The organism is Clostridium fallax, from assembly GCF_900129365.1.
GTDB classification, from domain to species: Bacteria; Bacillota; Clostridia; order Clostridiales; family Clostridiaceae; genus Clostridium_AH; species Clostridium_AH fallax.
Genome location: NZ_FQVM01000025.1, coordinates 20903 through 34404 on the forward strand (window position 1 = coordinate 20903; position 13502 = coordinate 34404).

Sequence of the window (13502 nt, forward strand, 5' to 3'; positions counted from 1 at the left end):
TTAATATATTAAGTATATATAAAGAATAGCATTATCTTATTTAAGAAAATTAAGTCTAAATTTTTATAAATTACAAAAAAAATTAACAAAGGTATCAGTTTAATTGATTATACAATGTGGTATCATATACGTATAAAGTCATTATGAAGAGAGGTAATAGATATGAATGTTGAAAAAATGACAGTAAGAGTACAACAGGCATTAAATGAAGCTCAAATGACAGCTATAAGAAATAATCATCAACAAGTTGATGTCATTCACTTACTTTCGGCATTAGTAGAACAACAAGATGGCTTAATACCAAATATTTTAGAAAGAATGGGTATAGATCTTAAAGCTTTAAAATTTGATATTAAAAGTGAATTAGATAAAATGCCAAAAGTCTTAGGTGATGGAGCAGACGGAGCTTCTGTTTATGCAACAAGAAAGATAGAACAAGTACTTATAAAAGCTGAAGATATTGCAAAAGAATATAATGATAGTTATATAAGTGTTGAACATGTAATGTTAGCTATTATAGAAACAGAAAAATCTGGAGCTGTATCTAGAATTCTATATAAAAATAATATTAACAAAGATGATTTTTTAAGAGTTTTAGCTCAAGTTAGAGGAAATCAAAGAGTTGAAACTCAAGATCCAGAAGGTACATATGATGCTTTAGCTAAGTATGGAGTTAATTTAGTAGATTTAGCTAAAAAACATAAACTAGATCCTGTAATAGGAAGAGATGAAGAAATTAGAAGAACTATAAGAATTCTCTCAAGAAGAACTAAAAATAATCCTGTTTTAATAGGTGAACCTGGTGTTGGTAAAACTGCCATTGTAGAGGGATTAGCTGAAAGAATTGTAAGAGGAGATGTTCCAGAAGGATTAAAAGATAGAATTATATTCTCTTTAGATATGGGCTCTTTAGTAGCTGGTGCTAAATATAGAGGAGAGTTTGAGGAAAGATTAAAATCTGTACTCAAAGAAGTTCAAAGTGCAGAAGGAAAAATCATATTATTTATAGATGAAATACATACAATAGTTGGAGCTGGAAAAACTGAAGGTGCCATGGATGCAGGAAATCTTATAAAACCTTTATTAGCAAGAGGAGAGCTTCATTGCATAGGTGCTACAACTTTTGATGAATATAGGCAATATATTGAAAAAGATAAAGCTCTTGAAAGAAGATTTCAACCAGTAATTGTTAATGAACCAACAGTTCAGGATACTATATCAATTTTAAGAGGTTTAAAGGAAAGATTTGAAATTCACCATGGAGTTAGAATTCATGACTCTGCAATAGTTGCAGCTGCAAAGCTTTCTCATAGATATATACAAGATAGATATTTACCAGATAAGGCTATAGATTTAATAGATGAAGCTGGTGCTATGATAAGAAGTGAAATAGATAGTTTACCTACTGAATTAGATATGGTAAGAAGAAAGATATTCACACTTCAAACAGAAAAAGAAGCCTTATCAAAGGAAAAAGATGAAGGTTCAAAGAGAAGACTTGAAAACTTAGAAAAAGAACTTTCAGAATTAAAAAATAAAAATGATGAAATGACTGCTAAATATGAAAAAGAAAAGAGTTATATTTTAGATATTAGAAACTTAAAAACTCAGTTAGATGAAGCTAGAGGAAAAGTTGAAAAATATGAAAGAGAATATGACTTTAATAAAGTGGCAGAACTTAAGTATGGCTTAATTCCTCAATTAGAGGAAAAGATTAAAGAGCAAGAAAAATCTTTAAATGAAAATCATGAAGGTGCATTATTAAAAGAAGAGGTAACAGAAAAGGAAATATCAGAAATAGTATCAAAATGGACAGGTATTCCTGTTTCTAAATTAGTTGAAGGAGAAAGAGAAAAATTACTAAGATTAGAAGATGAACTTGAAAAGAGAGTAATTGGTCAAAATGAAGCTGTGAAAGTAGTTAGTAATGCAGTTATAAGAGCAAGAGCAGGACTTAAAGATCCAAATAAACCAATTGGTTCATTTATTTTCTTAGGTCCTACTGGTGTAGGTAAAACAGAACTTGCTAAAACTTTAGCTAGAACCTTATTTGATAGTGAAGAAAATATGATTAGAATTGATATGAGTGAATATATGGAGAAATATTCAGTTTCTAGATTAATTGGTGCTCCTCCAGGATATGTTGGATATGATGAAGGTGGTCAATTAACAGAAGCTGTTAGAAGAAAACCATATTCAGTAATTCTTTTTGATGAGATAGAAAAGGCTCATGAAGATGTATTTAATATTTTTCTTCAAATTTTAGATGATGGTAGATTAACAGATAACAAAGGTAAAACTGTAGATTTTAAAAATACAATAATTATTATGACTTCTAATATAGGTAGTGCATATTTATTAGAAGGAGAAGATGAGGAAGCTAAAGAAAAAGTTATGATGGAAATGAAGTCAAGATTTAAACCAGAATTTTTAAATCGTGTAGATGACATTATAATGTTTAAACCACTTTCTCATGAAGATGTTAAGAAGATTGTAGATATATTCTTAAAAGATGTTAAGAGAAGATTGGCAGAAAAGAATATAAATGTAAAAGTTACAGATGCAGCAAGAGAAGTTATGAGTTCTGAAGGATATGATCCAATTTATGGTGCAAGACCATTAAAGAGATATATTCAAAATACATTAGAAACATTAATTGCAAAGAAACTTATAGCTGGAGAAATTGTTGATGGATGTACTATAGAAATTGATGGAAAAGATCAAAATATTACTATAAAAAGGATATAAAATAAGGAGAGCATATTAATATGCTCTCCTTATTTTATATTTGTAGAATTCTAAAAAATGTATAAAATTAATAATTTAATATTATAAATTCTTTTCGTATTGTTCTACCATTCTTTTAACCATTTCTCCACCAACGCTACCGCATTGTTTTGAGCTTAATTCTCCGTTATAATCAGTAAATGGAACTCCCATTTCCTTTGCGATTTCCATTTTGAATTTTGATAAACCATTCTTTGCTTCTGGAACTAATTTTTGTGCCATGATAAATTCCTCCTTAAACTTTATATTTTTTACAAAGATTTGATTTCTTCTTTGTAGTGTTATTTTGCGTAAAATACATTTTATTAAACTAGAGAAATAAGTCCAATAGAGGAATTTAAATCATTAATAGGAAAAAATATCACAAAATTTATAAAGCCACCAGACTTTTATTTTTATCATAAGAGAAACTAATTATACATTATTTTTATTTGTTTTTTATTTCATCATAAGAAGGAAAATTATATGCAGATTTTGCTGATTTAATGCCTCTTATTATAGCTTTCTCCATAACTTTAGCAGAAAGCATACCAACTACATTAATATCAGCTTTTACTTTATTTGTACTTAAAGCAAAAATTGTATCACCATCAAATAGTGTATGAGCTGGTCTAATAGCTCTTCCAAATCCATTATGAGCCATAGAAGCTATTTTGTTAATTTGAGATTTATTAAATATACCATTAGTAACTATAATTCCTATAGTAGTATTTCCAGTAAATACATTTTTTCCATTATCATAATTATTTATCATAAAATTTTCAGTATTTATAAAATCATTTTTATTTTTGTTTAAAGCACCAGCTATTATTTTGTTAGACTCATTATCCCAAATATCTCCTAAAGCATTTACTCCAACTATAGAGCCTACTTTTAAATCTCCAATCTGAACAGCATAACTTCCAAGTCCACCTTTCATAGAGTAAGAAGGTCCTAATATTTTTCCAACAGTAGCACCAGTACCAGCTCCAATATTTCCGTTTATATCTTCATTATAATTTTCAGAGTTTATACAAGCTTCATAACCCATAGTTTTATCTGGTCTTATTTTATAATTTCCACATCCTAAATCAAAAAGAACTGCTTGACATACTATTGGCACTTTTGTCATTCCTACATCAAAGCCACAATTTCTTTCTTCTAAATATTTCATAACTCCGGAGGATGCATCTAAACCAAAAGCACTTCCACCAGATAAAACAACTCCATGAACCTTATCTACAAATTCTAAGGGGTTTAATAAATCTGTTTCACGAGTACCAGGAGAGCCACCACGAACATCTACACCACAAGAACCACCTTCTTTACATAAGACAACGGTACAACCAGTACCTGATTCAATATTTTGAGCATGACCTAAATTTATTCCATCTATATCACAAAATTTAATTTCAAACATAATAAGACTCCTTTTAATATAAAAATTCTAAATAAAATAAAAGGCTATTTTAAAGTTTAAGATAAACTTTAAAACAGTCTTTATAAATTATCTTCTGGCTTTAGAAACTCCAATAACCACAGGTATTGTAATTAAAGCTGACAATATAGCTTCAGGAATACCATTAGTGGCTCCAATAGTTAAAAGTACAGTACCAACTGTTTGTTTAGATACATTTATAGCACTAGCAAAAGAGTCTAAATATATGATATAAGTTAAACCTAAAACTCCTATAGTATTTATTAGTGTAGCAATAATTGCTGAAATACCAATACTAAGACCTTTAAATTTATTCTTAAATATTTTCTTTGTAAAAATAAAAACGTAGTAAGCACCAATGCCTATTAAAATTCTTGGTAATAATGCAATTATAGGGTTTAAAAATATAAAAGATGTTGGTGTTGGAGCAGTAACTGCTTGGTACATACTAAAAAGACCAAAACATCCACCTACTAAGGCACCTACCATGGGCCCTTCAAGAATAGCACCTATAATTACAGGAACGTGCATAATTGTAGCACTTACTGGTGGTATTGCTATAAAGCCAAGTCTAGTTATACCTAAAAAAATAGATATGGCAGAAAGCATACCAGCTATTACTAGCTTTTTTACATTTAATCTTGAATGAGTTTTAATTCCTCTTTCCATTTTTTGTTTCCTCCGTTCTTATTCCCTAAAAGGGATATAATTCGTGATTTTTTAATAATATTAATTGTGTTCAGTTTCCTTAGAATACTGACAATTGTATTTTATCACCTTTGCCAATTTATTCAATAGGAAAATGTTAAAAATTTATCGAACTTTACCCATTTCAAAATAAGAATATAGATAAAACAAGGCTTTAAGAGGACAAAGTATTAATTTTTTGAATTTTAAAAGTTACTTTTAAAATAAATTCATTTTATGTATATTTATTAAGTGTAGTTTATTTTTTTTTAAATATTAAAAATTTATTTATTAAAAATCCCAATATTCCTGTGATCATAGAGGCTAATAGGGCACATATATTAGACCAGATATAAATAGGAATATTTACAGGCATAACAGTTAGATGTACTATAATAAAAGCGTCAATTGCACTTAATAATCCTAAAAGTCCAACATATTTAAAATAAGTATCAAAACTTCCTTTAGATTTGAAGGTAATATGTTTATTTAACAAATAACCTGTAGTTGAATATATGCAAAAGGAAATAAATTTAAAAAGATAATTTATACTACCAGAAAATTTTCCAGTAACTCTCCAAAGAATATTTAAAACTACTATATCAATTATAAAATTAGATCCACCTATTAAAGCGTAGGATATCAATTGAAGTAATGAATTAGAACTTTTTATCTTAAAATGAGATTTCATATTGTTCACCTCTAATTATTAATATAACTATTATAGTTATATTTTTCTACAATTCAAGGATTTTTATAAAAAATATAAGCTTTTATATTTAAATTAATATTATAAGTTAAATAAATTTTTACTTGTAAAAATATTAGATTAGTGTTATTATGATAAACAAATTTAAAAATCGCTAATAGCTCATATATTTCTGATAATATGGTTCAGAAGTCTCTACGAGGTAACCGTAAAAATCCTCTCTATGAGTAAACTAACTGGTATTTATGGTGCTAGCATAGTTTATTCTATGCTAGCACTTTTTATTTTTATCAAATGAGCTTTTTAGAGATTGACTATGGGGGAAAGAAGAATGACAAATAAAAAAGAAGGTAACAACTTAAGGTTGCTAGAAAGATTGTTTAAAATTAAAGAAAATGGATCAGAGGTAAAAACAGAGATAATAGGAGGTCTTACTACCTTTGTTACAGTAGCTTATGTCCTTTTAGTTATTCCAAATATTTTAAAAATTGGTGGAATGAACAGTGAAGGGTTAGTAGGAGATGAAGCAGCAAAGTTATTAATGACAAATGATCCTTTAATAGCATCGGCTTTTGCATCTACTTGTTTAGGTGCTACTATAGGTACTCTTATAATGGCTTTTAAAGCAAATTTACCTTTTGTTTTAGCACCAGGAATAGGTTTAACAGCATTTTTTTCTTATAATGTTTGTTTAAAGTTAGGATATAGCTGGCAGCAAGGCCTAGCAGCAGTATTTATATCAGGACTAATTTTTATAGTAATTACATTAACATCTATTAGAGAAAAAATTATAGAATCTATTCCTAGAAATATGAAATTAGCAATTACTGCAGGTATAGGTTTATTTATAGCTCTTATAGGATTAAAAAGTGGAGGAATTGTTGTTGCAAATCCAGGAACTTTAGTAGCCTTTGGAGATTTTACAAATAAAGCAGTTATATTAACTTTAATAGGTATAGTAATAATGTGTATATTAGTAGCAAGAAAAGTTAAAGGAGCTATGCTAATAGGAATAATTATAACAACTTTAATAGGTATTCCTATGGGAGTAACTCAATTAGATAGTTCAATTAAGATATTTTCCTTGCCGCATATAGGACAAACATTCTTCGCAATGGATTTTAAAGGTTTATTAACTCATAATGGAACAGGAATAATAGGAGCATTAATAAGTATTCTTATGGTGGTAATAACTTTAAGCTTAGTAGATTTATTTGATACTATAGGAACTTTATTAGGAACAGCTCAAAGATCAGGAATGCTTGATAGTGAAGGGAATGTTAGAAATTTAAGAAAAGCATTAGAAAGTGATGCAATTGGAACAACTATAGGAAGTATTTTAGGAACTACTACTTTAACTACAGTAGTAGAGTCGGCAGCAGGGATAAGTGAAGGGGCAAGAACTGGATTACATAATGTAATTGTGGCAACATTATTTATACTTTCATTATTTTTTAGTGGAATAGTTGGAATTATTCCATCAAGTGCTACTTCACCAGCTTTAATAATAGTTGGAGTTTTAATGGTTGGAGTTGTAAAAGATATTGACTTTGAAGATTTTACAGAAGCAGTGCCAGCATTTTTTACAATAGCTATGATGCCATTTAGTTATAGTATAGCTAATGGAATTGCAGTAGGAATTATTTTTTATCCCTTAATGAAGCTATTTACAGGTAAAAGAAAAGAAGTTAGCTTCATATTATATATTCTTGCAGCTTTATTTATTTTAAGATTTATATTATTACCAGATTAAATTTAAAATTTTAAAATTATATATGTTTTAATAATATAATATATATAAGTTTTTATATACATTTTAAATAAATACATAAAAATAGCTATGATTTAAAATTTCAAATCATAGCTATTTATTTTAAGAAAATAAGATTTTAAAATTTATTCTTAAATATTTTAAAATAATTTTTTAGAACTTTATTAATTCATAATATAAAAGATTTGTTATTATTTTATATAAGATAAAATAATAGAATTTATATAAATAATTTTGTTGTTATAAGGAATACTTTTATAGTAGAGGAATAATTTATTGATAAAAATATAAAATCAATTAAAAATTTTAAAAAATTAATAATATTAATTTTATTAATATTATATTTAAGATAAAGATATTAATGAATTAAGTAGTTAGACATTTTTGTTTTTTATACTTTATAATGATTATAATGTAAATTTTAAAATATATAACCAATCTTATAAAAGGAGATGAAAACTATGATAATGGAAATAAATCAAGTATATGAAGATTTTAGGCTTGAAGAAATAGTAGAACTTAAAGAAATAAACTCTAAGGGGTATTTCTTTATTCATGAAGGCACAGGAAGTAATCTAATAAAAATAGAAAATAATGATGATAACAAAGTGTTCTCTATAGGATTTAAAACTCCGCCAGAAGATAGTACAGGAGTTCCTCATATAATAGAACATTCAGTTTTATGTGGCTCAAGAAAATTTGATACAAAGGAACCATTTGTAGAGCTTTTAAAAGGTTCTTTAAATACTTTTTTGAATGCTATGACTTTCCCAGATAAAACTTTATATCCAGTAGCATCAAGAAATGAAAAAGATTTTTTTAACTTAATGGATGTATATTTAGATGCAGTATTTTATCCTAATATTTATAAATATCCTGAAATATTTATGCAAGAAGGATGGCATTTTAATATAGAAGATAAAAATAAACCATTAAAATATAATGGAGTTGTTTATAATGAAATGAAGGGTGCCTATTCTTCTCCTGATTCAATGCTTTATAGAAAAATTCCAGAAACTTTATTCCCAGACAATACTTATAAAGAATCATCTGGTGGAGATCCTGAAAAAATTCCTGATTTAACTTATGAAAACTTTTTAAAATTCCATAAAAAATATTATCATCCATCTAATAGTTATATATTGTTATATGGAAATGGTGATACTAAGAAAGAATTATCATTTATAAATGATAATTATTTAAAGGATTTTTCAAAAGAAAATATTGATTCTCAAATAAAACTTCAAAAGCCCTTTGAAAAACCGGTAGAAAAACAATATTTTTATGGTGTAGCTAAAGATGATTCTTTAGATAATAAAACATATTTAAGTATGAATTTCGTAGTAGGTGAGTCTACTGATAGGGATCTTTATTTAGCCTTTGAAATATTAAATCATCTATTACTTAAAACACCAGCATCACCAGTTAAAAAAGCTTTAATAGATAATGGAATAGGTATGTCTGTAAGTGGAGAATTTTATAATAGTATAAAACAGCCTGTCTTTATCATAACATCAAAAGGTGCTAATGATTCAGATAAAGAAGAGTTTAGAAAAGTAATATTAGATACTTTAAAGGATTTAGTAGATAAAGGTATAGATAAGAGTTTAATAGAAGCTTCAATTAACAAAATGGAATTTGAGCTTAGAGAAGGAGAATTTGATGGCTATCCAAGTGGTTTAATTTATTGCATGAGAATGATGGATAGTTGGTTATATGGAGGAGATCCTTTTACTCATCTAAGATATGATGAAGCATTTAATAAAATTAGGGAAGCTTTAACATCAAATTATTTTGAAAGTTTAATAGATAAATATCTATTAAAAAATAATCATAGCTCTTTAGTTATATTATCTCCTAAAAAAGGTTTAAATGAAGAAAAGGAAAATAATGCAAAAGAGAAACTTAAAAAGATAAAAGACAATATGTCTAAGGAAGATATAGAAAATACAATAAATAATTGCAAAAAGTTAAAAGAAAGACAAAATTCTAAGGATTCTAAAGAAGCTTTAGATTCTATACCCCTTTTAAGCCTTGACGATATTGATAAAAATGCAAAAAAACTACCAATGGAGGAGAGAAATCTAGAAAATATAAAGATTTTATATCATAACCTTCCAACAAACAAAATAGGCTATAGTAACTTATATTTTGACACTAGTGTAGTGCCACAGGAAAATATTAAATATATAAGACTTCTTTCAGATTTAATAGGAAAGCTAGGCACTGAAAGTTATGACTATAGTAATTTAGCAAATTTAATAAATATAAATATTGGGGGAATTAGCTATAATCCTGTAGCTTATTCTAAAAATGGGGATGATAAAAACTTCACTCCATTATTAGAGGTAAGTATAAAAACTCTATCTAAAAATTTTGATAAAACTTTAGAATTAACTAATGAAGTTTTAAATAAAACTAAATTTGATGATACTGAAAGAATATATAACCTTATAAAAGAGATTAAATCTAGAATAGAAGGAAGACTTTTAGACAATGGACATAGAATAACCTCAAGAAAGGTATTATCTTATGTTAATGAAAAAGGGGCTTATGATGAAGAAATTTTAGGATTAAGTTATTATAATTTTTTATGTGATTTAGAAAAGAATTTTCCAAAGGATAAAGAAACAATAATAAATAAATTAAAGGATACATCAAAAAAAGTATTTAATAAAAATAATTTAGTAATTGGTTTTACTGGAGAAGAGGAAGATTATAATTTATTTATAAAATCTTTAGATAAATTTATATCTAATTTAGGAAAAGAAAAATTAGAAAAACAAAACTATAAGTTCCAATTAGAAAGAAAAAACGAAGGATTATTAACTCAAGGAAATGTTCAATATGTTGCTAAGGGTGGTAATTTTAAAAGAGATGGGTTTGAATATAGTGGTGCTTTAAATGTTCTAGAAACTATAGCTGGTTTTGATTATTTATGGAATAATGTAAGGGTTAAAGGTGGAGCATATGGAGTTTTTTCAAACTTTAGAAAAGATGGAGGAGTATATATAGTTTCTTATAGGGACCCTAACATTAAAGATACTTTAAAGGTTTATGATAATATGTATAAATATTTAAAGAATTTTAATACATCAGAAAGAGAAATGACAAAATATATTATTGGAACTATAAGAAAATTAGATTATCCACTAACTAACTCTATGAAGGGTGAAGTTTCAGAAGGTAATTACTTTACCGGTACTACTTATGAAGACCTTCAAAAAGAAAGAGATGAGGTGCTAAAAACAGATATAAATACTATAAGAAATTTATCTAAAATGATTGAAAAGTTAATGGAGCAAGATTATATATCTGTTTTAGGAAATGAAAATAAGATTATTAACAATAAAGAAATATTTAATAATCTAGTTAAAGTTATAGAGTAATTAGAATTATATTAAAAAAATTAAAGCCTTATTAACTAATATATTAGATTAATAAGGCTTTAATTTTATAATTATTTTAAATTATAAAATTAGTTTTTGTGGTTTTCTTTCTTTAAAATATATAGGTTTTAAAGATACTTTATCTAAAAGATTTTTAGCAACATCAAAGTTATGACCTATTTGAGAGACATTATGAGAATCAGAACCTAAAGTTACATATTTTCCACCTAAGTTTTTATAAAGAGTATATATATTTTCTAGATGTTTAAAATCTTCTTTAGAATTTAATCTTCTAGTATTTAATTCTAAGACTTTATTTTTATTTAATAAAGCTTTAAATACCTCTTCAAGATAATCATGAAATTCATCTATATTTATATTGTTATCTTCATAAGATCCATACCTACATATATAGTCTATATGACCTAAAGAATCAAAGTTATCATAAAGATTTATACATTCTAGCATAAAGGTTAAATAGTTTTTGTAATAAACTTCTTTATTTGGTTTTTCTTGTGATAATTTTAAAGATATATCTTCATCTTCTATAGCGTGAATTGAACCGATTATAAAATCAAAAGATTTATCTTTTAATAAGCTTACACTTTTTTGGTAAGTTTTTTTACTTAATCCTAATTCAAGGCCTAATAAATAATTAGAACCTCTAAAAGGTGAGTAGGTTTTAAGATATTCATCTACATTAACTTTAAATTTGTCTTCAATGGGATAATATAAATCTAAATGTTCTGTAGATATTATACCTAAGTTTAATTCTTTACCTATTTTTAAAGCATCTTCTAATAGCATATTGCTGTCTGAAGAAAAGTTAGTATGATTGTGACTGTCAAATAGCATAATTTATTCCCCCTCATAAAAGTACAAAATAATTATAACATAAAAATAACTATTTAAATTGGACAAGATTTTATTATAGTTATAAAATATAATGGGAATATATTAAGGAGAGAAAAAAATATGAATAAACTATTTAATATAAGTAAAGTAGATTTTTACGAAGAAGATTTTCAAGATAACATTAATGAATTTGAGGATATAATTCCTATAATACAGGATTTAGAGAAGGATTTGTCTTTAGAAAGAATTCAATGTGTAGATTTAAATGACTGCTGCAATAAAAGTAAGGAGAATCTTTTTGCAGAGATTCAAGGCTTTGTAGATGAAGAAGGAGAATTTTATTTAAAGGATGAGGCTAAAGATATAAAAAAACCTTTAGATTTATTTGTAATTAGGATTTATAAATGTGTTAGCTGCAAAAAATGGATGATAGATATTTTAGAGTAGCTAAAATAGGAGGAAGGTTATGAAAGAAACTTGCTTAAAGTATTTTCATAATTTAATAGATTACTTAAAAGGATTAGACAAAAGAATTTATGTAATAATAGGTATAATAGTTTGTATAACTATTGGATTTTATTTTGGTTATATAAAAAATTCTAAGAATTATTTTTTTAAAGATTTAGAGAAAAGTATTAAGAAAAAGAATTATGGAAGTCTTGAAGATCTTATAACTTTGGATAATAAAAAAATTAAAGAAAAAAATGATTTGAAGCCCTTTGTAGATTATTTTGAAAACAATGAAAGCATATTCTCATTTATATCAACTTTAAAAAAGGGAGGTAAATGGGGAGAAAATATAGCAGAGATAAAAAGTAAAAAAAGCTTTTTAGGAACTAGATATTATTTAAATTTAGAGCCTAGAAATCTTTCTATTAAGGGAAACTTTAAAGATATTAAATTATATTTGGATGGAAAAAGTATAGGAGTTTTAGAGAATATAGATGAACCTATAAATGTAGACAATTTGATTCCAGGAAAATATACAATTAAAGGGGAACTTAATAATAAAGATTTTTCTTTTGATAAAGAAGAGACCTTTACATTGATGGATAAGAATTTAGATTATTATTTCCAGTTAGATGGTATTAAAGTTTCTTTAGATACTCCATATGAAAATGCAGAGGTTTTAATAAATGGGAAAGATTCAGAAATTAGAGCAAAGGATTTTAAAGATATAGGTCCTTTCCCTATGGATGGTTCTTTTAAACTTTCTTTAAAATATGATTTTCCATGGGGAACAATAACAAGTAATGAAGTACCTATAGAAGAACTTCCAATTATAAAAATTCCTTTTAATATAGTAAATGATACTTTAGAAAATCAAGTAGATGATTCAGTTAAAGAATTTTATAATAGTGTAATAGATAGTTTAAATAAAGAATCTAAAGAGTTGATTACTGGATGTAGTGAAGATGTTAAAAATGAAATTTATTCTATTTTGAAGGAGCAATATTTTTTATTAAAAAATAATTATACTGTAACTGATGTTAAAGTTAATTTCAGCCAAAGTCAGTTTAAGTTTGAAGATAATAAATATAAAGGAAATTTAGTAGTTGATGTAGGATATACCATAGACAAAAAGATTTTTGGAATACAAATTAAAGAATCTAAATATACTAAGAATTTTTTTACAAATATAGTATATCACAACGGAAAGTGGATAGTGACAGATGTTCAAAATTTTACATTAACTAAATAAAAATTAATTTAGTATGATTTTTTAGTTAAATATTAATTTAATATTATATTTTTAAGTTTGAGGTTTATATCATATTTTAATTGGTATAAATCTCTTTTTATTTATAAAAATAAATTATTTAAATATTAAGTTAAATTGTTTAAAAAATATAAATTTGGCAATAGTTTAAAGGAGGTGATTAAATG

10 protein-coding genes and 1 riboswitch are annotated in these 13502 nt (G+C 25.9%); of the genes, 5 read left to right on the forward strand and 5 right to left on the reverse strand.

All coding sequences use genetic code 11. The annotated features are described in order from the left end of the window. Window positions 1-162 precede the first annotated feature (162 nt). Window positions 163-2748 carry an ATP-dependent chaperone ClpB gene (gene clpB, locus BUA70_RS10545; RefSeq protein ID WP_072897122.1) on the forward strand — a complete coding sequence of 862 codons (2586 nt, stop codon included), beginning with the start codon at window positions 163-165 and terminating at the stop codon, window positions 2746-2748. 81 nt (window positions 2749-2829) lie between these two features. Here the strand turns inward: clpB and BUA70_RS10550 are convergent, their stop codons facing one another. The 4 genes from BUA70_RS10550 to BUA70_RS10565 all read right to left on the reverse strand — a co-directional run bounded on the left by BUA70_RS10550 (window position 2830) and on the right by BUA70_RS10565 (window position 5582). Beyond that, on the reverse strand, window positions 2830-3009 hold the full coding sequence (locus BUA70_RS10550; RefSeq protein WP_072897124.1) for an alpha/beta-type small acid-soluble spore protein: 180 nt from the start codon (window positions 3007-3009) through the stop codon (window positions 2830-2832). A gap of 205 nt (window positions 3010-3214) precedes the next feature. Further along, entirely contained in the window at window positions 3215-4186 is a 972-nt protein-coding gene (locus tag BUA70_RS10555; protein WP_072897126.1) for a P1 family peptidase, read from the reverse strand. Window positions 4187-4273: 87 nt separating this feature from the next. Next, a complete protein-coding gene (locus BUA70_RS10560; protein WP_072897128.1) occupies window positions 4274-4873 on the reverse strand; it encodes an ECF transporter S component in 600 nt (199 codons plus the stop codon). 277 nt (window positions 4874-5150) lie between these two features. Then, window positions 5151-5582: a GtrA family protein gene (locus BUA70_RS10565; protein ID WP_072897130.1), complete on the reverse strand. Its 432-nt coding sequence runs from the start codon at window positions 5580-5582 to the stop codon at window positions 5151-5153. Window positions 5583-5742: 160 nt separating this feature from the next. After that, window positions 5743-5844, forward strand: a riboswitch (purine riboswitch). An 87-nt stretch (window positions 5845-5931) separates the two neighbouring features. Here BUA70_RS10565 and BUA70_RS10570 point away from each other — a divergent pair. Continuing rightward, the gene (locus BUA70_RS10570) at window positions 5932-7353 is read left to right on the forward strand and encodes an NCS2 family permease (protein ID WP_083573520.1); all 1422 of its coding nucleotides are present in this window, start codon (window positions 5932-5934) and stop codon (window positions 7351-7353) included. Window positions 7354-7832: 479 nt separating this feature from the next. Then, window positions 7833-10760, forward strand: a complete 2928-nt coding sequence (locus BUA70_RS10575; protein WP_072897134.1) for an insulinase family protein — start codon at window positions 7833-7835, stop codon at window positions 10758-10760. An 81-nt stretch (window positions 10761-10841) separates the two neighbouring features. Here the strand turns inward: BUA70_RS10575 and BUA70_RS10580 are convergent, their stop codons facing one another. Beyond that, window positions 10842-11615: a histidinol phosphate phosphatase gene (locus BUA70_RS10580; RefSeq protein WP_072897136.1), complete on the reverse strand. Its 774-nt coding sequence runs from the start codon at window positions 11613-11615 to the stop codon at window positions 10842-10844. Window positions 11616-11735: 120 nt separating this feature from the next. Between BUA70_RS10580 and BUA70_RS10585 the strand changes: the two genes are divergently transcribed. Both BUA70_RS10585 and BUA70_RS10590 read left to right on the forward strand, forming a co-directional pair. Then, on the forward strand, window positions 11736-12062 hold the full coding sequence (locus BUA70_RS10585) for a hypothetical protein (protein WP_072897139.1): 327 nt from the start codon (window positions 11736-11738) through the stop codon (window positions 12060-12062). Window positions 12063-12081: 19 nt separating this feature from the next. After that, window positions 12082-13317 carry a TcaA 3rd/4th domain-containing protein gene (locus BUA70_RS10590; RefSeq protein WP_072897141.1) on the forward strand — a complete coding sequence of 412 codons (1236 nt, stop codon included), beginning with the start codon at window positions 12082-12084 and terminating at the stop codon, window positions 13315-13317. The last annotated feature ends 185 nt before the right edge of the window (window positions 13318-13502 follow it).

Bases quoted from the DNA above. Each gene is read 5' to 3' on its own strand.
- clpB (WP_072897122.1), top strand. From the start codon at position 163: ATGAATGTTGAAAAAATGACAGTAAGAGTACAACAGGCATTAAATGAA.
- BUA70_RS10550 (WP_072897124.1), bottom strand. From the start codon at position 3,009: ATGGCACAAAAATTAGTTCCAGAAGCAAAGAATGGTTTATCAAAATTC.
- BUA70_RS10555 (WP_072897126.1), bottom strand. From the start codon at position 4,186: ATGTTTGAAATTAAATTTTGTGATATAGATGGAATAAATTTAGGTCAT.
- BUA70_RS10560 (WP_072897128.1), bottom strand. From the start codon at position 4,873: ATGGAAAGAGGAATTAAAACTCATTCAAGATTAAATGTAAAAAAGCTA.
- BUA70_RS10565 (WP_072897130.1), bottom strand. From the start codon at position 5,582: ATGAAATCTCATTTTAAGATAAAAAGTTCTAATTCATTACTTCAATTG.
- BUA70_RS10570 (WP_083573520.1), top strand. From the start codon at position 5,932: ATGACAAATAAAAAAGAAGGTAACAACTTAAGGTTGCTAGAAAGATTG.
- BUA70_RS10575 (WP_072897134.1), top strand. From the start codon at position 7,833: ATGATAATGGAAATAAATCAAGTATATGAAGATTTTAGGCTTGAAGAA.
- BUA70_RS10580 (WP_072897136.1), bottom strand. From the start codon at position 11,615: ATGCTATTTGACAGTCACAATCATACTAACTTTTCTTCAGACAGCAAT.
- BUA70_RS10585 (WP_072897139.1), top strand. From the start codon at position 11,736: ATGAATAAACTATTTAATATAAGTAAAGTAGATTTTTACGAAGAAGAT.
- BUA70_RS10590 (WP_072897141.1), top strand. From the start codon at position 12,082: ATGAAAGAAACTTGCTTAAAGTATTTTCATAATTTAATAGATTACTTA.